This is a genomic window from Paenibacillus sp. SRL342, assembly GCF_984798905.1.
Window position 1 is genome coordinate 1,625,730 of record NZ_OZ481790.1, and the last position, 19,958, is coordinate 1,645,687.

Below are 19,958 nucleotides of genomic sequence, written 5' to 3' on the forward strand. Positions count from 1 at the left end.
CATGTATGGATTAACGAGAGATTTTATTCGTAACGGCGGAGCATTCATGGTTTTGGAGAAAGAGGACGGGTTACGAATGGAGGAATTAAGCCGGGTACAGATGGGGATGTTGTCCTCCAATCAGATTCCGCGACTTCTTCCTGTTCATATTCGGGAAGTCGATCGAAATGTAACTTTGCAGTACGACATATCAGGGTACAAGATGTTATCTCAGATGTTAAAGTCAAGCAAAATCAAATTGCGTGTTCTGTATGGTTTGTTGTTCCAACTAGCTGATGCCTTCACGGAATGCCGGCAATACATGCTGGAGCCTCGTAAATTATTGATCCATGAAGAGTACTTGTTCATCAACGGTTCATTCGAACAGGGTGAGCTAGGGATGGTATATGTACCAATCATGGATACGGTTGAAGTTGATCCAACGCCTCAGCAATTCCGTGAGCTGGTGATCAGGCTGATGGCACATGTACAGGAACTGCAGGGAGAAGGCATTCAGCGTGTTCTGCAGTTATGTGACAATGACCGCTGGGATATCAGACAGTTGCGAGAGCTTCTTTTGGAATTATATGCTGACGAGAAAGAGAATGGAGGAGGCGCAGCATTTCTCTCGTCCAGAACTTCGGAAACACCCAATGATTCAAGAAGTGATCTTCATTCGTCGATTTCTGAGCGAGATAGCAGGCTAGCCACTGGTACTTCTCGGCCATATCAACCCGGTACTCCCATTCAAAATGCTGCTGTGGGACCGCAACTAAATTTCCGTCAGTCGCAGAAAACGAGTGAATCTGAGGTGGAAGACATTCCGGTGAGATCTCGAACCTTTCCAGGCAGGCGCTCACCTGAGCAATCTTCATTAGAGAGTTCAAATGGTATGGATAAGAGAGGAAGTAACCCGTATGATTCGCTAGAGCGTGTTGATATGGAAGTGGAGGAGAAGCCCGGATCTTCCAAAGTAACCTATATCATATTGGGCTGTATAGTTGCCATGGCAGTGGTATGGAGATTTATTTACATGGAGCAACCGGGACAGACGCAGATGATCCTGTGCATGGTACTTAGCGTTGGCTTGCTTGGTGTAGCAGGATGGACGTGGAAACGTAAGGGAAGCCCTCATAATGATTCAGAGAATAAGCGGTCTTTTTCATTCAATTTAGGTAAGAACAAAGGCAAGCAAATGGAAGATGAAGAGGAACCATTTCAGGAAAGTTGGCGCTGGAATACAGCTGAAAGGCCAGCGGAACGCATAAAACAAACGGTTGCATCCGCCTCAGAAGGTAGTAGCGAGCATTCCCGTTATCAAAGTCTGCATGTGACACCTGAACACTCCGAACCATCGTTCGTTCAGCGCCATGTGGAAACGGTAGCTTCAACTTCAGAGCTAATTCGAAATGATGCAGTTGCGGAGGCAACCGTAAATTTGCAGAATCTGGCTAATGGTAAATTTACAGGGGAAGGCCCGGTGATGGCGTCTTATTATCTTGAACGAAGATCTGGCACCGGTGACCAACATGAACGGATGGATGTGCAAGGCGCATCTTTTGTCATCGGAAGATCAGCAGACATGGTTCAGTGGGTGGACACAGCGACCGGCGTGTCCCGTGCTCATGTGGAATTGAGCCGGAACAAATTGGGCTATGTGATTAAGGATCTGGGTTCCGTCAATGGAACCATTCTTCAGGGCAATATTCTTGCTCCGTATAAGGAGTATCCATTGGCGGATGGAGACACATTTACACTTGCGGAATCTGTCTATACTTATCGGTCGGTTGGATAAGGCCTTGTTCAATCAGTCAGATAAGCCGCGATGCTTCAGATCTTCCAATGCCTGGGTTAAGGTAGGGAAAGTGAATTGGAATCCGTGATCGAGTGCTTTTTGCGGAATGACTCTCTGTCCCTGAAGCAGAACAACGGATAGCTCTCCAACTACGGTTTTGATCAAAAATCCGGGTACGGGGAACCAGTGAGGGCGATGATAGACCTTGCCGACCGTACGACCAAATTCATCATTGGTAACCGGATTCGGTGAGGAAGCATTGACCGGACCTGACACTTGTTTATTTTGAATGCTAAAGTCAATCAGCCTTACGATATCCATAATGTGAATCCAGCTGGTCCATTGCTTGCCACTGCCGATCTTGCCGCCAACACCGAGCATGTAAGGGAGTTTCATCAATGGAAAGGCTCCTTTTTTATGGCCAAGCACCAGGCTAACCCTGATTTTGACGAGTCTGACATGCTTGATGGCATCTGCAGCTATTTCCCATTGTTCTGAGACCCGGGACGGGAAGTTCATTGATTTTTGTGGACTGCTCTCGTCAAAGGTTTCGTTAGGGGAGGTTCCATAGATGGCCATGGCAGAAGCCTGAACGACCACTTCCGGCTTTTGTTCCAGAGACTCCACCAATCGGGCTACCCGCGCTACGGTCGTGACTCTGGATTCAACAATCTCCAGCTTCGCTTTGGTTGTCCAACGTTGATTCAATGTTTCTCCGGCAAGGTTAACGAGAGCGTCCATACCTTCCAGCAAGTGAGGTTGTTCTTCGACTTGTTCCCACGATATATATGTAAGATTTTTACTTGGATTATGCAAGTCAGGCAGTTTTCGTGTAATAACTTTCACATGGTGCCCGGCTTGCAGCCAATAATCTACAAGTGCTCCCCCCACAAATCCGGTACCTCCACAAATGGCAATTTTCATATCAAACATCCTCTCTGTATTTTCACTGCGCTGATATATTACCGTTGGATCGACAAACAGCCCCGTACGGTAAGCAATGCCTGTTGGGAATAACTTACCTGACGGAGCATATCTGTATCTAATTAACCAAATTTATATGCCATTTAACTCATCTTTTATTTTATTTAATCAAATGTTGATAAGGGGAATAATCGATTTTGTTTTTCTCCAAAAATTTGACCAAAAACTTATTATCCCTTTTCGGTGTGGCTATAATGTAACCTTTGATGCAGTGATCTCTCGATACTTCCGTGGCGTCGTCTTCAACTGCAATTTTACCGATCTCTGCAGCAATGGAATGTTTGGCAATGTCACGAAATGGCCCTGGCACAGGCTCCACAAGTTGATCCAAAAAAGCTTTGGCTTCATCTGTCCATAAGTGACGGCTGGCTTCAACCCAATAATTCTGCCAATCCAGTTTGGACTTTCCGTCCGCTTTTGGTAGCACTTTCAAAAACTTGCGCATCATAAAAAATCCACCGATACACATGCTGCCAAGCAATAAAAAAGTCCAGAATGCGATCGTATTCATAAACCAATTGCTGGGGGAACTGCTGGTCAGTATCATCGCGTAGGAGTCGAAAATCATTGCGGAGTCACCTCGGTTCATTGATTTTCACGGAAAGACGGATTCCGCCTACCCATGTTCCACATATTAGCTGTCAAAAATAGCCTCTATCCCGAATTATAGCGCATTTCTAGATTTATTTCGATAATCGCGTTAGAATAAGGGATAATTCAGATTAAGGGGGATCAATAATGCTGAAAATCGGCTCCCACGTGTCCTTTTCGGACAAGGGATTATTGAGTGCAACGAAGGAAGCGTCCTCGTACGGTTCCAGTTCGTTTATGATATATACGGGTGCACCACAGAATACACGTCGCAAGCCAATCGAATCCATGTATATTGAAGAAGGCAAACTTGCCATGCAAGAGGGTGGAATGGAAGATATCGTTGTCCATGCACCGTACATTATTAATCTTGGCTCATACAAAGACAACACGTATAGACTCGCTGTAGATTTCCTTCAGGAAGAGATTCGTCGGACACATGCTATTGGTGTGAAGAACATCGTATTACATCCCGGCGCATTTACAGATAAAGATGCCCACTATGGGATCGGACGGATCGCAGAAGGATTGAATGAAGTGTTGGAAGGCGTGAAAGAGACAGATGTGAACATCGCTCTGGAAACCATGGCTGGCAAAGGTACAGAAATGGGTCGCAGTTTTGAAGAAATCGCTCAGATTATTGAGAAAGTAACGTATAACGAACGTCTGACTGTGTGTATGGATACATGCCACATTCATGATGCCGGATACGATATCGTTAACGATTTTGACGGTGTACTGGAACAATTCGATCGTACTGTAGGACTTGACCGCATTGCCGTAATGCATATTAATGATAGTAAGAATGCTGTGGGTGCGCACAAGGACCGTCATACACCAATTGGTTCTGGCTGGATCGGGTTTGAAGCGATTAACCGCATCGTCAACCATGAGAAGCTTCAAGGACGTCCATTTATTCTGGAGACACCTTGGATTGGCAAAGAGGCCAAGACACAGCGTCCAATGTATGAAGTGGAGATTGCGCTGCTGCGCGGGGATGTTGCCGGTCGATTCGGCCAGGAATTCCTGACAGAAGTAGAGCAGTTGCAACACTTTTTCAAAGGTAAAGAGATTGAGTCTCGTTCGTATATTCTGGATGTGTGGACGCTGCTCAAAAATGATGCCAAAGCCAAAAAGGCAGATCCGCGCGAACCGCTGGAACGCCTCTATGACATGGTGGCTGAAGCTGCACTATTCCCGCATTTGAATGAAGAACAACTGAATCATCGCTTGATTGCATGGCTTGCGGGTTAATCCCGCAGGTCATGGCTTAAATGAAGGAGGAAGAATAACCCGATGGAGATCCACGCTAAACAAGTACGCCCTGATTCTAAAAACCGCGCCGATCGTGCGCGCATGCTTATTTCTTGTCCAGATGGTCCAGGAATTGTAGCTGCAGTCTCTCATTTCCTGCACCAGCATGGTGCAAACATTGTTCAGTCGGACCAGTACACCATGGACCCTGCTGGCGGCATGTTCTTTATGCGAATTGAGTTTGATCTTCCGCAATTGTTGGTCAATTTGCCGAAACTGGAAGCTGATTTTGCAGAAGTGGCAAGCCGTTTCCAAATGGAGTGGACGTTATCTGCGGTCAGCCGCAAGAAAAAACTGGCTATCTTTGTATCCAAAGAAGATCATTGTCTGGTTGAATTGTTGTGGCAATGGCAGGCAGGCGACCTGGATGCCGATATTGCGCTTGTGGTCAGCAACCATCTGGACATGAAGGACTATGTAGAATCATTTGGCATTCCATATCATCATATTCCGGTTACAGCAGATACGAAGAAAGACGCGGAACAGCGCCAACTGGACGTCATCGGCAACGATGTGGATGTGATCATTTTGGCTCGTTACATGCAGATCATCTCTCCCATGTTTATTGAGCACTACCGTAATCGAATCATTAATATCCACCATTCGTTCCTGCCAGCCTTTGTGGGTGGTAAACCGTATGCGCAGGCGTACAACCGTGGTGTCAAAATTATCGGTGCGACAGCCCACTATGTTACGGAAGAACTGGATGGCGGCCCGATTATTGAACAGGACGTGCAGCGTGTAAGCCACGGGGACGATGTAACCGAGCTGAAACGTATCGGACGTACCATTGAGCGTGTTGTGCTCGCACGTGCCGTGAAATGGCATGTTGAAGACCGCGTTCTCGTTCACGAAAATAAAACCGTTGTATTTTAAGCTCATGCTTTAATACTGTGCAAGGTTGATTCGGAACCACGTAATAGATTAACAACAAAGCGACCCCAATTCGTTTACGAAACGGGAGTCGCTTTTTTTGTTGTGTTGATATACTTTCCGCACAAACCAAGCATAATACCAAACAGCAGATGTCCTACAATCCAGTAGAGGATGGCGGACAGATCGTACAGCTCTGGAACACGTGATGACAATTGAGAGAGTGGGATATAGAGCAAGGACGAGACTGCACCAAGTAAAATTCCTTTGATCATAGGGCGGCCTGAATGCCTTACCCACCACAGATAGAAGATGCCGATGACAACGGACACGATGAGATGCAAAGCAAATTCAATGAATTCGGGTAAAGTTGGCGGAAGACCAGGCACAAAATCAATATTCAGCAGCAGGGTATATACTTGTTCGCCTGTGCTGGCCTGAATCATTTTGAGGAAAAATCCCAGTACAACTCCCGTGAGGATTCCCGTTAAAATACCGGATAACCAGGGTAATGAGTTTTTTACCGATGTTGATGGGTGAGCAGCAGGATCTGGCATGATCGAGACCTCCTATGATTGACGCGTGTACATCTGAAAAGTAAACCAATGCCCGAATCTCGAATCCATAATTAAGAAACATTATATGTGAATTGAGGATGAATATCTAAAAAATGCATGGTTTTCAGGTTAAAGGTTATACTTCATGCGATGGATTTGTGAGGCTCCTTAGGTCTGCTTTTGGGATTTAGTACCTTGTAAAGTACGATTTTTGCTTGATAAGCTAAGGATTATTCATCACAAACAACCGATTTTCACGAACTTCTAAAAGAAGGTTATGGAAAAGCTTCACGCCAAGTGATACAATACAAAAGTGAATAAGTCAAAATGAAACACTCAAGCGGATTCACTTATTGTGAAATTCGGTTTGCTTGTATGATGAGAGGGATTCGCTTGCGCACCCGACTTATCTAAAGACATGAGGAGGACAAACCATGACTGACAAGAACGAAGCGATTCAAAAGGACGAGAACACTACAATCGACAACCTGTCGATTACTACCGTACGTACTTTGGCGATTGATGCAATTGAGAAGGCAAATTCCGGACATCCGGGTATGCCTATGGGCTCCGCTCCAATGGGGTACCAACTTTTTGCAAAAACGATGACTCATAACCCGGACCACCCAACTTGGGTTAACCGGGACCGTTTTGTCCTGTCTGCAGGACATGGCTCCATGTTGCTGTACAGCTTGCTGCACCTGAGCGGATATGATCTTCCAATGGAAGAACTGAAACAGTTCCGTCAATGGGGAAGCAAAACTCCGGGTCACCCGGAATTTGGACATACTGCAGGTGTTGATGCAACAACCGGCCCACTGGGTCAAGGTATTGCAATGGCTGTAGGTATGGCGATGGCTGAAGCTCAACTGGGCGCAACATACAATAAAGACAAATTCAACGTAGTTGACCACTACACTTACGCAATCTGTGGTGATGGTGACTTGATGGAAGGCGTATCTCATGAATCAGCTTCCCTGGCTGGACGTTTGCACCTGGGCAAACTGATCATGTTGTTCGACTCCAATGACATCACGTTGGATGGTAAATTGGATCTGTCTTCTTCCGAAAGCATCGCGAAGCGTTTTGAAGCTTATGGCTGGCAAGTGCTGCGCGTTGAAGATGGTAACGATCTGCCTGCAATCGAAAAAGCAATTCAGGAAGGTCAAGCAGATACACTGCGTCCTACACTGATCGAAGTTAAAACAGTTATCGGTTATGGTAGCCCGAACAAACAAGGTAAAGGCGGCCACGGCGGTACTCACGGATCTCCACTGGGTGCAGACGAAGCCAAATTGACGAAAGAGTATTACAAATGGGTTTACGAAGAAAACTTCCACGTACCAGCTGAAGTTCGCGATCACTTTGCACAAGTGAAAGATCGTGGTATCTCTGCTAACAAAGCTTGGGACGAGAAATTTGCCGAGTACAAAAAAGCTTTCCCTGAGCTGGCAGCTCAATTTGAAACAGCGATTAACGGCGACCTTCCAGAAGGTTGGGACCGTGATCTTCCTAAATATGCAGCAACAGACAAAGCTCTTTCCACTCGTGTAGCATCCGGTAACGCTCTGAACGGTCTGGCGCACAACGTGCCACAACTGACAGGTGGATCTGCTGACTTGGAAAGCTCCACAATGACTCACTTGAACAACCTGGAGAACTTCACACCTGAAGATTACTCCGGCCGTAACATCTACTTCGGTATCCGTGAATTCGGTATGGCTGGAGCAATGAACGGTATGGCACTGCACAGCGGTGTGAAAGTATTCGGAGGTACGTTCTTCGTATTTACCGATTACCTGCGTCCGGCTGTTCGTCTGGCTGCCCTGATGGGATTGCCTGTAACGTATGTTCTGACTCACGACAGTATCGCTGTTGGTGAAGATGGTCCTACGCACGAACCAATCGAGCAACTGGCATCCCTGCGTATCATTCCTAACCTGACGGTTATTCGTCCGGCTGATGGTAATGAAACTTCGGCTGCTTGGGCTTACGCGCTTGAGAACAAGAGCAACCCGGTTGCACTCGTACTCACTCGTCAAAACCTGCCGATCCTGGAAGGTACGGTTGAAGGTTCACGTGAGAACGTGAAACGTGGTGCTTATGTTGTCTCTGATGCAAAAGATGGCAAAGCGGTAGCACAAATCATCGCTACAGGTTCTGAAGTGCAATTGGCTGTTAAAGCTCAAGCAGCACTTGCTGAACAAGGTATCCAAGTTCGCGTAATCAGCATGCCAAGCTGGGATCTGTTCGAGAAACAAGACAAAGCTTACAAAGAGTCCGTTCTTCTTCCGGATGTTAAAGCTCGTCTTGCGATTGAAATGGCTTATCCAATGGGCTGGGAAAAATATGTTGGAGATCAAGGTGACATTCTCGGAATCAGCACATTTGGTGCATCCGCGCCTGGCGACCGTGTTATCCAAGAATATGGCTTTACAGTGGACAACGTGGTTAGCCGCGTAAAAGCATTGCTGTAATAGAGGTTGTTCAAAAAGTCTGCTTTTGATTACGAAGGATGCCTCACGGCATCATCAGCGTCGAAGATGGGATTCAGCCGAAATGTCCGTTGCTCACGTAGTTTTCTCCTACGCTCCGCTACTCCATTTCTAGCTTCATCCCATCTTCGCGGTACTGAAAACCTGACTTTTTGAACACGCACTTATAGCTTCATAAGCGCTGCTATGGTCGGGAGAGCTTCATGCTGTCCTGATCCATGGCAGTAAGTTATTTCCGCAGAGCATGGGCGGTAACTCGTTATCGCCCTGATCTGTTTTGCCTTTTGTTTTCATTAACTTCAGGGGAGCGGGTACGCATGTCACAATTCGATCAAGTCAGTGTAGTGAAAGAGGCCAACATTTATTATGATGGTCAGGTAACCAGCAGAACGGTTATTTTGGGGGATGGCAGCAAAGTGACTCTAGGCATCATGCTTCCAGGCAGTTATGAGTTCGGTACGGATTCCCGTGAAATTATGGAGATTCTGTCCGGAGATCTGAAAGTATTGCTTCCCGGAGAAGAAGAGTGGCAAGAGATTCAAGGCCAAGCTACGTTCCACGTGCCTGCCGAGTCCAAATTTAAACTGGAGATACGCAGCGTTACTGACTACGTCTGCTCGTACCCGGCGGAATAACATAAGAAGGGTAAGCAGAACCGCAACCCGCGGATTCGGTTTACCCTTTTTGCTTCTTGAATTCTAACGACAAAGTTCGAGCTGCAAGCTTGTCAGCCCCGTGGATTTGAAGTATCCTTAAGGCAAGTTGTTTAGAATGGAATACGGATACGGAAAAAATATAACCGAAATCAGGAGGTTTTTGAGATCATGGCAAAAAAAGTGACATTTGACTATAGCACGGCATTGCAATTTGTAAATCAGCATGAAGTGGATTATTTTGCAGAACCGATTCGTCTGGCTCACGAGCAGCTTCACAACGGAACAGGAACAGGCTCCGATTATCTGGGCTGGATTGACCTGCCGACGGCTTATGACAAAGAAGAGTTCGCCCGTATTCAAAAAGCGGCTGCCAAAATCCAAAGCGACTCCGAAGTACTGATCGTTATCGGTATCGGTGGATCATACCTGGGTGCACGTGCAGCGATTGAAATGCTGACTCACTCTTTCTATAACAATCTGCCAAAAGAAAAACGCAAAACACCTGAAATCTATTTTGCAGGAAACAATATCAGTTCCACATATGTAACTCATTTGCTGGATCTGGTTGAAGGCAAAGATTTCTCCGTTAACGTCATCTCCAAATCCGGTACAACAACAGAGCCAGCAATTGCATTCCGTATCTTCCGTGCAGCACTGGAAGAGAAATACGGTAAAGAAGAAGCTCGCAAACGCATCTATGCTACAACAGACAAAGCACGCGGTGCATTGAAAGAACTGGCAAATGCAGAAGGATACGAATCTTTCATTATCCCGGATGATGTAGGCGGACGTTACTCCGTTCTGACAGCTGTAGGTTTGCTGCCAATCGCAGCAGCTGGTATCAGCATCGAGGAAATGATGCAAGGTGCGGCTGACGCATCCAAGGAATACAGCAACCCGAACGTAGCTGAGAATGAAGCATATCAATATGCTGCAGTTCGTAACGCATTGTATCGCAAAGGCAAAGGAACTGAGATTCTTGTAAACTATGAGCCTTCCCTGCACTTCGTATCCGAGTGGTGGAAACAACTGTTTGGAGAGAGTGAAGGTAAAGACTACAAAGGGATCTATCCTGCATCCGTTGATTTCTCTACAGACTTGCACTCTATGGGTCAATTCATTCAGGAAGGTAGCCGGAATATTTTCGAAACTGTTATCCAGGTTACTGAAGTTGCAGAGCATATCTCAATCAAATCCGATCCGGACGATCTGGATGGTTTGAACTTCCTTGAAGGTAAAACTATGGACTTTGTTAACAAAAAAGCATTCCAGGGAACACTGCTTGCACATACAGATGGTCAAGTGCCAAACCTGATTGTGAACATTCCAGATATGACTCCATATTCTTTCGGATATCTGGTATACTTCTTTGAAAAAGCATGCGGTATCAGTGGCTACCTGCTGGGCGTCAATCCATTTGACCAACCAGGCGTGGAAGCGTACAAGAAGAATATGTTCGCATTGCTGGGCAAACCAGGCTTTGAAGAAGAGAAAGCAGCGCTCGAAGCGAGACTTTCCGAATAATTCATCGGTCTGCTCATATAGTTGAATAAGGTAATGTAAATCTAACTGGGAATCACTGTTTGTGTAAGATGCAGGGTTCCCGGATGTAGATAACCAGGGCAGTTCGTCCGCGTTCGCGCGGTGAACTGCTTTCTTGTAAAATAGACTCAGGAAAAGATCAGAAAGTTGGATTTGGGATGATTGAACGTTATCGCACGGTTCGAGGACCGGGCAATCTGGAAATTGTAATCAAGAAGTCGCGATTTATCGGTCATATTATGCCGGTCACGACAGAGGCAGAAGCTGTTGCTTTCATCGATGAGATCAAGAAAAAACATTGGAATGCAACTCATAACTGCTCTGCATACATGATTGGGGAGCGGGACGAAGTCCAGAAGCAATCCGATGACGGGGAACCCAGCGGAACAGCAGGGAAACCCATTCTTGAAGTGATCAAAAATCAGAAATTAAAAAATGTGGCAATTGTGGTTACGCGATACTTCGGGGGAATTATGCTTGGAGCTGGCGGGTTAATTCGTGCTTATACGGATGGAGCTGTAGCAGCCATTGAAGCCGGAGAAGCCATTACCAACGTGCTGCATCGTGAAGTGTTTGTTGAACTGGATTATACGTGGCTGGGTAAAGTGGAAAATGAGTTAAGAAGCCGGGAAGTCCGTACAGGTGAAACTGGATTCACCGATAAGGTTACGTTGACTTGTCTTCCGCCGGATAGTGAAACCGAGGCTTTTGTAGCCTGGATCACGGATTTGACGCAAGGGCAATCCCGGATCACGGAGGGACAGCGGCTTTATTTTATTGAAGGGGAATAAAATATATGGCTAGAAGAGCAGTCGAACAGGAGTTGTCGAGGGAGCGGATACTGGAGGCGGCGAGGCACCTTTTTATTACCAAAGGATACCGCGCCATTTCGATGCGAAGCATCGGCCAGCATCTGGGCTATAGTCATGGGTCGCTGTATTATCACTTTAAGGAAAAGGCAGAGCTGTTCTATGCCATCGTGGTTGAAGATTTTAATCATCTGGGGCATTTGCTGCTGCAAGCCATGGTCAGGCCGGTTCGTGATGATGTGAGCAAGGTAGAGCATATCATGATGGAGTTTATTCGCTTTGGTCTGGAGAATCCATACCAATACGAAATTATGTTTATGATCAGGGACGAAGAACTGTTGTCTTATTGTCGTGCCGAACAGGGACGTTGCTTCGAATTGTTTGCATCGATTATAAGGCAGTATATGAATGAAGAGAACTGTACGGAAGAGGATATTCAAAGGGTACCGCGTACGCTATTTTTGGCTATGCACGGATTCATTTCTTATTACATTCAGGACCGTTTAACGTTTGTGGAGATTGAATCGTCTGCGCTGTCTCATGTCAAAGTGCTGTGCCGCAATCTGGGTCAGCAGTCTGGCGACCAATAATGGCGCTGTTGTTGCACCCCTACACTTCAGGGCGGTGATTTGTCATAACTTTAATCCTTTATAACGTTGTCTCGCGAAAGTTAGTATGCGCAGCAAACCAAGTCAGGCGGCTCCGACCCGGAATGAGGGTGGACCGCCTGTTTGTGTTTATCAAAAATGAACGAGTGGGTGGCAGGCCTATTGGACCCAACTAACCTTCCATGATTTTGAGGAAGTACTCCCGCTCACGTGGTCCATCGAATTCGCAAAAGTAAATGCCTTGCCAGCGGCCAAGCAGCAGCCTGCCTTCGTGAATAATCACCGTCTGTGATGGCCCTGTAGTGATCGATTTGAGGTGAGAGGCTGTATTGCCTTCGGCATGTCGATACTCGGGATGCTCCCAAGGGTATACTTCGTCCAGACGCAACAAGACATCGTGTTTCACATCCGGGTCTGCATTTTCGTTGATGGCAATACCGGCCGTCGTATGTGGACAGTAGATGAGCACCGTCCCATTCTGCACTCCGCTACTCTGGACAACCTGCTTCACGTCCCATGTGATATCCTTCATTTCGTCTCGTGTGGAAGTGGATATATTCTTCGTATATAACATGTTAGATCACTCCTTATCATCTCTGTTCTTACCCTCGATTGTACCTTAACCACTACATACCAAACAAACCACATATGAAGACGGATATGTGAATCGCACAATAACGGAGAGGTCAGAAATATAACCTGAAGAAGCGGAAGCTAAAAGCTTTCTGTAAGAAAGCTGCTTCGGAAGCATAGGCTTTGCCTTTATCACCGGATTTCCCCTTAAAAAAGGGGATCAAAGAAATCTGGGGATAACAGTGATCGGAAGGTTGTTCTGGCCGCGCAGTGTACAGTGCGATTTTTATTAATCGTTCTCATATGAGGCCCAATTATATTCAATAAAAGCATTGACGATTAGCACTGCAAACTGGTAAAGTATCAGAAAAGCAAAACCAAGTAGACTAATGGGAATAATATTAAAGTAATATCATCCAACTTAGGAAAAATGTCGTATTAAAGCCAGGAAGACTGCCGACCGGAGCTAAAGCCGGAGGCTGGGAGGGAACGCAGCAATGAATACCGTTCTTCGTCATAAGGGATGGACTTGGGGATTCCGCAGTACCGTATTGTTATATTTTATCGTACTTATTGTACTTCCAATCATCGGTGTGTACGTCAATTCCTTCTCTGAAGGATGGAGCAACTTTGTTCAGAGCATTATGGACCCCATCGCGTGGAAAGCCGTACTGCTGACCATTCGGCTGGCCGTGATTGCCACGCTGATTAATGTGGTTTTGGGCACGATGATCGCTTGGGTGTTGACAAGGTATCGCTTTGTAGGTCGATCGTTTCTCAACAGTCTGGTTGATCTCCCGTTTGCACTGCCAACAGCGGTGGGCGGCTTGATGATTATGCTGCTTTTGGGTCCGGTCAGTGCCATCGGGAAACTGGCAGAATCCATGGGATTTGAGATTGTATTTCACCAGCCCGCCATTGTTATCGCGATGACCTTTGTCACGTTTCCGTTTGTTATCCGTGCGGTGCAGCCTTTGCTGGAAGAAATCGATCCTTCCGAGGAAGAGGCCTCGTACACGATGGGGGCATCCAAGGCTCGCACGTTCATGCAGGTTATTTTGCCTTCCATGGCACCTGGCATGATCAGTGGGGGGATGCTCGCTTTCTCCAGAGGACTGGCTGAATTTGGTGCTGTCGTGCTGGTGGCTGGTAACATTCCGGGCAGAACACTGACCGCTTCCGTATTTATCTACGGGGAGATTGAAAGTGATAATCCAACGGGAGCTGCTGCTGTATCCGTGTTGCTCCTGACGCTCTCCTTCCTGATCCTCTGGCTGATCAATCTGGTGCAGATGCGGGGGAGAAGACGATGAGACGACTCTTAATCGGACTGACGTTTGCGGTATTTATTGTACTGCTGATCATCCCGCTCGGACGCATTTTTATTGGTGCATTTGAAGACGGGGCAGGTGGATTCCTGAAAGGGTTAATGCGTCCTGAGGCGCTACATGCCTTGATGATGACCGGACTGGTTGTCCTGGTGGTCACCCTGTTAAATACATTGTTTGGCATCATGATGGCTCTGTATCTGGTTCGTGCCGGATGGCTGAGTGAAAAGATAAAAGGGCTGCTGAACAGCATTGTAGACCTGCCTTATGCCGTATCTCCTGTCATTGGCGGTTTGATGATTGTGTTGATGTTGGGACCTAACAGCATTATGGGCGCTTTTTTTGAAGGGATTGGATTCAATGTGGTCTATGCCTTCCCGGGTATGGTGATCGCAACGTTATTTGTTACCTTTCCACTGATGGTCAGAGAGGTTATGCCTGTCCTGCAGGAACTCGGTTCCCAGCAAGAGGAGGCCGCATCTACACTTGGCGCATACGGCTGGAGAACGTTCTGGAGTGTGACATGGCCTTCGATCCGCTGGGCGGTAGTGTATGGTCTAGTCTTGACGGTTGCGCGCTCGCTTGGGGAATTCGGTGCAGTGCTGGTGGTATCCGGTAATATTATGAACAAAACGCAGACCGCAACAACCCTGGTGTATCAGGATGTTGAGAATTTTAATGTGGCTGCCGCAAATGGTGTGGCGTTGGTGCTGGTAACCTTCTCCGTCGGGCTGCTGCTCATGATGGAATGGGCCAAGAAGCGAAAGGAAGTGCATTGATATGCATGTAGAAGTCCGTGATCTGAACAAACATTTCGGTGATTTTCATGCGGTAAAAGATGTCTCATTCGATATTGCCAAAGGCCATCTGATCGGTCTGCTTGGACCCAGCGGAGGCGGGAAAACGTCCATTCTGCGGATGCTTGCGGGTCTGGAGAATCCGGGTTCCGGGGAGATTCGCTTTCACGGAAAAGTAGTGAACCATCTGCCTCCACAGGAGCGGGGCATCGGATTTGTATTCCAGAACTATGCCTTGTTCAAACATATGACGGTATTTGAGAATATCGCCTTTGGACTCAAGGTTAAGAAGACACCAAAAGCCCAGATCCGTGATCGGGTAATGGAACTGGTTGAACTGACCGGGTTAAAAGGTTTCGAACAGCGCTATCCGCATCAGCTGTCTGGTGGGCAGCGTCAGCGTGTTGCTTTTGCCAGAGCACTCGCCCCGGAGCCACAGCTGTTATTGCTGGACGAACCGTTCGCGGCCATTGATGCCAAGATCCGTCAGGAACTGCGTTCATGGTTACGTGAGCTAATCGAGCGGGTAGGAATCACTTCGATTTTTGTAACACATGACCAGGATGAAGCGATTGAAGTGGCGGACGAGATTATGATTATCAGCCAAGGTCGTCTGGAGCAAAAGGGCACACCTTGGGATATATACAAAAACCCGCAGACCCCTTTTGTCGCTACATTTATCGGGGAGTCTACGGTTGTGGAGGATGCCTCCCAGTTGAAAGGATTCGAACATGCGGTTGAGGGTGAAGGTACCAAAGCGCTGATCCGACCGGAGTATATTGAGATCGGCTTGAAAAACGAATTCACCATGCTGTCTGCAACGGAAAAAGGTACAGTCAAACATCTTCATTTCCGCGGCAGTGAATGGATGGTAGAGGTGGACGTACAGGGTCATAAGTTAATCACATATCGTTCCCTGGAGAAAACGACATTGGAGATCGGTCAACCAATTCGAGTCCTTGTACACCGTGCATACCTGTTCAATGACTCCAACAGTTGGGTGGTAGAGAACCGACTGAAGGAAGATCCGATGCCGGTGATGATTTAGATCAAGTGGAAGAAAGGGGCTGCCCATGCAGACGAGGAAGAAGAAAGCCATACTCTTATATGTTGCCCTCATGCTTCTGCTCGTCTGCATGACCGCTGGATGCAGCAAGCAGGAGGGGGCAAGCGAACAGAGCGAGCCCGCTGGTAACGATTCATCCAATACGCTGGTGATTGGTGCTTATAGTGTAGCGAAAGATGCTGTAGGCGAATTACTGCCCAAGTTCCAGGAGGAGTGGAAGGCAAAAACCGGACTGACAATTAACTTCCAGGAATCCTACGAAGCTTCGGGTACACAGGCAAGAGCCATCGTTGGTGGATTTGAGGCTGATGTGGCCTTGCTCGCGATGGAGAGTGATATCGAGAAGCTGGTCAAGGCTGATCTGGTTAGCTCCAATTGGAAACAGACTCCGAATGAGGGCATGATCACCCGTTCGATTGTTGTTCTGGGCACAAGAGCAGGCAACCCGCTCGGAATTCAGGATTTTCAGGATTTAACGAAACCGGGAGTGAAGGTGCTTTACCCCAATCCAAAGACATCCGGGGGCGCACAATGGGATATTAATGCCATTTACGGTGCTGGATTGAAACTGTCGGAGGAGCAAGAGGGGAAGAAAGATCCTGCCGCAGCCAAGGCTTTTCTCGAACAGGTACATCGTAACGTTGAATCATTGGACAAGAGTGGGCGCTCTTCGATGGCGGCATTCGAGTATGGCGTGGGTGATGTAATTGTTACATATGAAAATGAATTGCTTGCCCGGATCGCCAAAGGTGTAGATTATGACATCGTCATTCCGAAAAATACGATCCTGATTGAGAACCCGGCAGTTGTGGTGAATAAATATGCCGACAAACATGGGAATCGTGAACTGGCGGAAGCTTTTGTCGCCTATCTGCGTACACCAGAAGCACAGCGCATTTTTGCCAAGCATGGTTTTCGTTCAGTAGATCCGGATGTATTTGCACAGACCGAGTCGACTTTCCCAACGCCAGAAGGACTATTTGATATCAACTATCTGGGTGGATGGGACGAGGTACGCAGCACGTTGTACTCCAAACGCGGCGTGTGGTATCAGGTGCTCGCTGGATTATAGGTTGAATTATGAATTTGGACGTTTGTTTACTTAGTACAGAGGCTTAAAGTTTTGTGTGATAATCGTTTAGAATATTATTGAAATGGCCTCCCCATGGTTAGATAATGTCTAACCATGGGGAGGCCATTTACAGTGAGAGTAAGTTATAACAGGATTTTTTCTAGAAATATTATTAATTAGTATTGTTGGTATTCTAAGGATTCAAGTTGACAAAAAATAATTCTGCTTGAGTCCTGTCCTTTCCAAAATCCATACGAGTAAAGGTAAGAATATCCCCGAAATTAGTAATAGGGGTATAACTTCCTTCTTTTGTGGTTAACCGTTGTTTATTACCTGTGGTTAAATCTACAGCCATGATATAGGGGGATTGTTTGTAGATAAGCTGATTTTCAAATAAAAAAGGCGAGTATCCACCGAGTAGCGAGCTGTCGTGAATAATGGAATATATCAGTTTTTTTGTTTTTCTATCTAAGATTTCAGTAGTACTCTCCGTTGTCAATACAATCCATTGCTCATTTACTGTGAAATCATAAATGTCTTCACGATCTTTAACAATAAGCTCAGGTTTGGAATGGTCTTTAGGACACATAACAATGTCAAACCGTTTTTCATTATTCTGATCTTTATTTTCAAAAACCGTTTGTTGTATCAATAATCCTTCTTTTACAGGCCTTTGTAAATCAAGGAAGATACCTTCTCTGTTCTTTGATTGTTCATTTAGAAATTGTGTGGCTACCGTGGTCTTGATACGAGTCTTCACATTATAAATGTAAGCTTCGTTCTTCACGATGTGATTGGTAATCTTCTTCTCTATCCAGCTAATTTCATCTTGATTGGATCTTAATACTGGAACGGCTATCTGATCTTCGCTAATCCCTTCGGCAAAAACGGTAGCGGTTGCATCAAGATCATCTCGTTTCATTCGTTTAATTTTCCATGGAGTAGTATTATCTGTTGACTTGGATGGATTTTCTACCCAAAATAAGTCATCGCCAACGGACACCAGGGTATTAATAATCATGCCTTTCGCAGCACGGTATTGGGAGATATAGGTATTATTTTTCGTATCAAACTGAATGATTTCCATCTCCATCTCTTCAGTTGTAGAAAAATCTCTACTAAAAGTGACGATGCCGTTGTCATTTTTATAGCTGGAAACGATGGTGTTACGCTCTAGAATATCATTTTTAATTGTAATTGAATCAATAGTGTAAGGAAGCTTAAATTTAACATCGGGTTTAGCTTGTGGCAGTTCGGATAACGTTGGCTTTTGAGATAAATCTGTTAAATTAGTTTCAGGTGCAGTTTCCAATGTACTAGAAGGTTTTTCAAGTGAATGTGGATCTGTAGTTTGATTTGCTGGAGTTGATCGGTTGCAGGCTGTAAGTAATAACATAAGCACAATGATGAGATAGAAATAAATGTATTTATACTTCTCCTTCATGTTGAAGCCTCCTGTAGAGTAGTAAAGAAGGGAAGCATGCTCCCCTCCTTTAACCTAATTTTACCATATTATTGCTTGTCTAAAGTGGTTTTGATTAGCCTGCCATACTTTTTCAAGTGTGTACCACTTATTACCATGCGTTTTCCCTCTATTTCCTTGATCGTAAGGATCAGTGAGTCTTACTTTTGCATCATTTGTTCTAAAATCATAACCTGAGACATTTATTATATGTCCGCTTACAGTTCCCGTATAATTTTCTAATTCATTTCCTGTAATTTTTAAATCTAACACAGCTGGATGGTAGTTATCGGATGAATACATGATGGCATACTTCCATGATTCAATTGGAAGTGACGTAGAGTATGAATAAGTATAGTTTGATTGAAGATTATTTAGTACGTCATCAACAACTGTAAAGTCAGTTCCATCTTTTGTGGTTCCTATTTTTTGTGCATAATATGATTGTGATTCTGAACTGCCATTTAGGTAATTTAATACTTGCTTAGACGTAGCTGGTCCACACCAATATGTTGTTTCCTGTTTGAAAGGGGTAACACCTACCGTTTTTAAGTCACCAATTGCCATTATTTGGAATTTACTTTCAGCTTTATCCTTGTGAATTTGTAAATCTTTTAATTTTTTTGGAAGAACTTGTTGTTGTTTTAAGCTATGATAGTTACTATTTCAAAACAATGAAAGTAAACTTGAGACCGGAAGCTAACTCTTCATTTCAATGGAAGTAGAGATGGAGGTTTTTTACTGCCAAAAGGTTATAATAGGGGTATACTGAATCATGATTGTTACATAGTGCAGGAAGGTGTGAGTTGGATGAGTGCAGAGATCAAATTATCCCAAAGTACAGCGATTCGACTGGAGCAGGCCCGCGGTAAGGGGATGCCTGAGGAAGAAATATTAAAAGCCATTCAAGCGAAAGATGTTTCCGCTTTTGACGCCGTGTCTGAAGAGGAATACCGATATAACGAATTTTTCTCGTATGCGGATGAGCATGGTGAAAATCTGGAGGCAGCAGTAAAAGATGGGTACCGGATTACCTTTAACACACGTGGTGGACTCGGAATCTGGTTGGAAAAGGCCTTTAAAGTGCAGCCAGAGAAAGATTTCACGGTGGGTGAAGGAATCGTTACCGGATTACAGTTGAAACCGGAGCAGGCAGAGGTGCTGGCGAAGCGGCTTGCGTCGAACTGGGTCATTACGGATTCGAAGGATGTACCTGCGGGTCGGGAGCTTACTTTGAAGCTGCGAGCACTGGTGTAGTTTCAGCGCCGAGTGGATGTGACTCGAATTAATCAGTCGTGGCCTGTTTAGAAGGTAAGTCCTGATCTTCATGCGGATGACCCGCTTATAAGGTTGCACTACATGCTGACGAAGCGTACGCTCCCGAATGGAGCGAAGCATGGAATTAAAGTCTGACGGTGAACGGTCAGACCACAGACTGTCCCGAATTGCAGTGGATA

At 45.8% G+C, this 19,958-nt stretch carries 19 protein-coding genes; 13 read left to right on the forward strand and 6 right to left on the reverse strand.

The features are described from left to right. Position 1: 1 nt before the first annotated feature. Positions 2-1,774, forward strand: coding sequence for a DUF6382 domain-containing protein (locus tag AC4E8D_RS07265; protein WP_221819190.1), 1,773 nt, complete (start codon positions 2-4; stop codon positions 1,772-1,774). Between the two features lie 12 nt (positions 1,775-1,786). Here the strand turns inward: AC4E8D_RS07265 and AC4E8D_RS07270 are convergent, their stop codons facing one another. Together AC4E8D_RS07270 and AC4E8D_RS07275 are read right to left on the reverse strand one after the other, a co-directional pair. Continuing rightward, positions 1,787-2,698 (reverse strand): TIGR01777 family oxidoreductase, encoded by a 912-nt coding sequence (locus AC4E8D_RS07270; protein WP_221819191.1) that lies wholly within the window; start codon positions 2,696-2,698, stop codon positions 1,787-1,789. Positions 2,699-2,858: 160 nt separating this feature from the next. Next, positions 2,859-3,326: a DUF2621 domain-containing protein gene (locus tag AC4E8D_RS07275; protein ID WP_221819344.1), complete on the reverse strand. Its 468-nt coding sequence runs from the start codon at positions 3,324-3,326 to the stop codon at positions 2,859-2,861. Between the two features lie 170 nt (positions 3,327-3,496). Between AC4E8D_RS07275 and AC4E8D_RS07280 the strand changes: the two genes are divergently transcribed. Then, positions 3,497-4,603, forward strand: coding sequence for a deoxyribonuclease IV (locus tag AC4E8D_RS07280; protein ID WP_221819193.1), 1,107 nt, complete (start codon positions 3,497-3,499; stop codon positions 4,601-4,603). A 42-nt stretch (positions 4,604-4,645) separates the two neighbouring features. Further along, complete coding sequence (gene purU / locus AC4E8D_RS07285; protein WP_221819195.1) at positions 4,646-5,539, forward strand: formyltetrahydrofolate deformylase; 894 nt, start codon at positions 4,646-4,648, stop codon at positions 5,537-5,539. A 74-nt stretch (positions 5,540-5,613) separates the two neighbouring features. Here purU and AC4E8D_RS07290 read toward each other — a convergent pair whose 3' ends face one another. After that, on the reverse strand, positions 5,614-6,093 hold the full coding sequence (locus AC4E8D_RS07290; RefSeq protein ID WP_221819198.1) for a hypothetical protein: 480 nt from the start codon (positions 6,091-6,093) through the stop codon (positions 5,614-5,616). A 434-nt stretch (positions 6,094-6,527) separates the two neighbouring features. On the opposite strand from AC4E8D_RS07290, the gene tkt reads away from it, so the two are divergent. The 5 genes from tkt to AC4E8D_RS07315 all read left to right on the forward strand — a co-directional run bounded on the left by tkt (position 6,528) and on the right by AC4E8D_RS07315 (position 12,185). Then, a complete protein-coding gene (gene tkt / locus AC4E8D_RS07295; protein ID WP_036610788.1) occupies positions 6,528-8,570 on the forward strand; it encodes a transketolase in 2,043 nt (680 codons plus the stop codon). A gap of 335 nt (positions 8,571-8,905) precedes the next feature. Next, a complete protein-coding gene (gene ppnP, locus AC4E8D_RS07300; RefSeq protein ID WP_017689983.1) occupies positions 8,906-9,223 on the forward strand; it encodes a pyrimidine/purine nucleoside phosphorylase in 318 nt (105 codons plus the stop codon). A gap of 189 nt (positions 9,224-9,412) precedes the next feature. After that, complete coding sequence (locus AC4E8D_RS07305) at positions 9,413-10,768, forward strand: glucose-6-phosphate isomerase (RefSeq protein ID WP_221819199.1); 1,356 nt, start codon at positions 9,413-9,415, stop codon at positions 10,766-10,768. A 176-nt stretch (positions 10,769-10,944) separates the two neighbouring features. After that, the gene (locus tag AC4E8D_RS07310; protein ID WP_221819201.1) at positions 10,945-11,577 is read left to right on the forward strand and encodes a YigZ family protein; all 633 of its coding nucleotides are present in this window, start codon (positions 10,945-10,947) and stop codon (positions 11,575-11,577) included. A 5-nt stretch (positions 11,578-11,582) separates the two neighbouring features. After that, positions 11,583-12,185: a TetR/AcrR family transcriptional regulator gene (locus tag AC4E8D_RS07315; RefSeq protein ID WP_221819202.1), complete on the forward strand. Its 603-nt coding sequence runs from the start codon at positions 11,583-11,585 to the stop codon at positions 12,183-12,185. 190 nt (positions 12,186-12,375) lie between these two features. On the opposite strand, the gene AC4E8D_RS07320 is transcribed toward AC4E8D_RS07315, so the two are convergent. Continuing rightward, positions 12,376-12,777, reverse strand: a complete 402-nt coding sequence (locus AC4E8D_RS07320) for a secondary thiamine-phosphate synthase enzyme YjbQ (RefSeq protein ID WP_076327247.1) — start codon at positions 12,775-12,777, stop codon at positions 12,376-12,378. Positions 12,778-13,273: 496 nt separating this feature from the next. Between AC4E8D_RS07320 and cysT the strand changes: the two genes are divergently transcribed. From cysT to AC4E8D_RS07340, 4 genes are read left to right on the forward strand one after another with little or no spacing between them, the layout of a single operon-like run. After that, positions 13,274-14,089, forward strand: a complete 816-nt coding sequence (gene cysT, locus AC4E8D_RS07325) for a sulfate ABC transporter permease subunit CysT (RefSeq protein ID WP_017689978.1) — start codon at positions 13,274-13,276, stop codon at positions 14,087-14,089. Then, positions 14,086-14,883 (forward strand): sulfate ABC transporter permease subunit, encoded by a 798-nt coding sequence (locus AC4E8D_RS07330; RefSeq protein ID WP_221819205.1) that lies wholly within the window; start codon positions 14,086-14,088, stop codon positions 14,881-14,883. The genes cysT and AC4E8D_RS07330 overlap by 4 nt, the downstream gene beginning before the upstream one ends. Position 14,884: 1 nt before the next feature. Then, positions 14,885-15,949 (forward strand): sulfate/molybdate ABC transporter ATP-binding protein, encoded by a 1,065-nt coding sequence (locus tag AC4E8D_RS07335; protein WP_221819206.1) that lies wholly within the window; start codon positions 14,885-14,887, stop codon positions 15,947-15,949. 25 nt (positions 15,950-15,974) lie between these two features. Next, the gene (locus AC4E8D_RS07340; RefSeq protein ID WP_221819207.1) at positions 15,975-17,039 is read left to right on the forward strand and encodes a sulfate ABC transporter substrate-binding protein; all 1,065 of its coding nucleotides are present in this window, start codon (positions 15,975-15,977) and stop codon (positions 17,037-17,039) included. Between the two features lie 193 nt (positions 17,040-17,232). On the opposite strand, the gene AC4E8D_RS07345 is transcribed toward AC4E8D_RS07340, so the two are convergent. Both AC4E8D_RS07345 and AC4E8D_RS07350 read right to left on the reverse strand, forming a co-directional pair. Next, a complete protein-coding gene (locus tag AC4E8D_RS07345) occupies positions 17,233-18,483 on the reverse strand; it encodes a hypothetical protein (RefSeq protein ID WP_221819208.1) in 1,251 nt (416 codons plus the stop codon). Between the two features lie 60 nt (positions 18,484-18,543). Further along, positions 18,544-19,068: a C39 family peptidase gene (locus AC4E8D_RS07350; RefSeq protein ID WP_221819209.1), complete on the reverse strand. Its 525-nt coding sequence runs from the start codon at positions 19,066-19,068 to the stop codon at positions 18,544-18,546. A gap of 243 nt (positions 19,069-19,311) precedes the next feature. On the opposite strand from AC4E8D_RS07350, the gene AC4E8D_RS07355 reads away from it, so the two are divergent. Continuing rightward, positions 19,312-19,758: a hypothetical protein gene (locus tag AC4E8D_RS07355; protein WP_221819211.1), complete on the forward strand. Its 447-nt coding sequence runs from the start codon at positions 19,312-19,314 to the stop codon at positions 19,756-19,758. Positions 19,759-19,958 lie beyond the last annotated feature (200 nt).

What these genes read in the sequence shown, in the direction of transcription:
- AC4E8D_RS07265 (WP_221819190.1), top strand. Translation starts at nt 2, where the DNA reads ATGTATGGATTAACGAGAGATTTTATTCGTAACGGCGGAGCATTCATG.
- AC4E8D_RS07270 (WP_221819191.1), bottom strand. Translation starts at nt 2,698, where the DNA reads ATGAAAATTGCCATTTGTGGAGGTACCGGATTTGTGGGGGGAGCACTT.
- AC4E8D_RS07275 (WP_221819344.1), bottom strand. Translation starts at nt 3,326, where the DNA reads ATGATTTTCGACTCCTACGCGATGATACTGACCAGCAGTTCCCCCAGC.
- AC4E8D_RS07280 (WP_221819193.1), top strand. Translation starts at nt 3,497, where the DNA reads ATGCTGAAAATCGGCTCCCACGTGTCCTTTTCGGACAAGGGATTATTG.
- purU (WP_221819195.1), top strand. Translation starts at nt 4,646, where the DNA reads ATGGAGATCCACGCTAAACAAGTACGCCCTGATTCTAAAAACCGCGCC.
- AC4E8D_RS07290 (WP_221819198.1), bottom strand. Translation starts at nt 6,093, where the DNA reads ATGCCAGATCCTGCTGCTCACCCATCAACATCGGTAAAAAACTCATTA.
- tkt (WP_036610788.1), top strand. Translation starts at nt 6,528, where the DNA reads ATGACTGACAAGAACGAAGCGATTCAAAAGGACGAGAACACTACAATC.
- ppnP (WP_017689983.1), top strand. Translation starts at nt 8,906, where the DNA reads ATGTCACAATTCGATCAAGTCAGTGTAGTGAAAGAGGCCAACATTTAT.
- AC4E8D_RS07305 (WP_221819199.1), top strand. Translation starts at nt 9,413, where the DNA reads ATGGCAAAAAAAGTGACATTTGACTATAGCACGGCATTGCAATTTGTA.
- AC4E8D_RS07310 (WP_221819201.1), top strand. Translation starts at nt 10,945, where the DNA reads ATGATTGAACGTTATCGCACGGTTCGAGGACCGGGCAATCTGGAAATT.
- AC4E8D_RS07315 (WP_221819202.1), top strand. Translation starts at nt 11,583, where the DNA reads ATGGCTAGAAGAGCAGTCGAACAGGAGTTGTCGAGGGAGCGGATACTG.
- AC4E8D_RS07320 (WP_076327247.1), bottom strand. Translation starts at nt 12,777, where the DNA reads ATGTTATATACGAAGAATATATCCACTTCCACACGAGACGAAATGAAG.
- cysT (WP_017689978.1), top strand. Translation starts at nt 13,274, where the DNA reads ATGAATACCGTTCTTCGTCATAAGGGATGGACTTGGGGATTCCGCAGT.
- AC4E8D_RS07330 (WP_221819205.1), top strand. Translation starts at nt 14,086, where the DNA reads ATGAGACGACTCTTAATCGGACTGACGTTTGCGGTATTTATTGTACTG.
- AC4E8D_RS07335 (WP_221819206.1), top strand. Translation starts at nt 14,885, where the DNA reads ATGCATGTAGAAGTCCGTGATCTGAACAAACATTTCGGTGATTTTCAT.
- AC4E8D_RS07340 (WP_221819207.1), top strand. Translation starts at nt 15,975, where the DNA reads ATGCAGACGAGGAAGAAGAAAGCCATACTCTTATATGTTGCCCTCATG.
- AC4E8D_RS07345 (WP_221819208.1), bottom strand. Translation starts at nt 18,483, where the DNA reads ATGAAGGAGAAGTATAAATACATTTATTTCTATCTCATCATTGTGCTT.
- AC4E8D_RS07350 (WP_221819209.1), bottom strand. Translation starts at nt 19,068, where the DNA reads ATGGCAATTGGTGACTTAAAAACGGTAGGTGTTACCCCTTTCAAACAG.
- AC4E8D_RS07355 (WP_221819211.1), top strand. Translation starts at nt 19,312, where the DNA reads ATGAGTGCAGAGATCAAATTATCCCAAAGTACAGCGATTCGACTGGAG.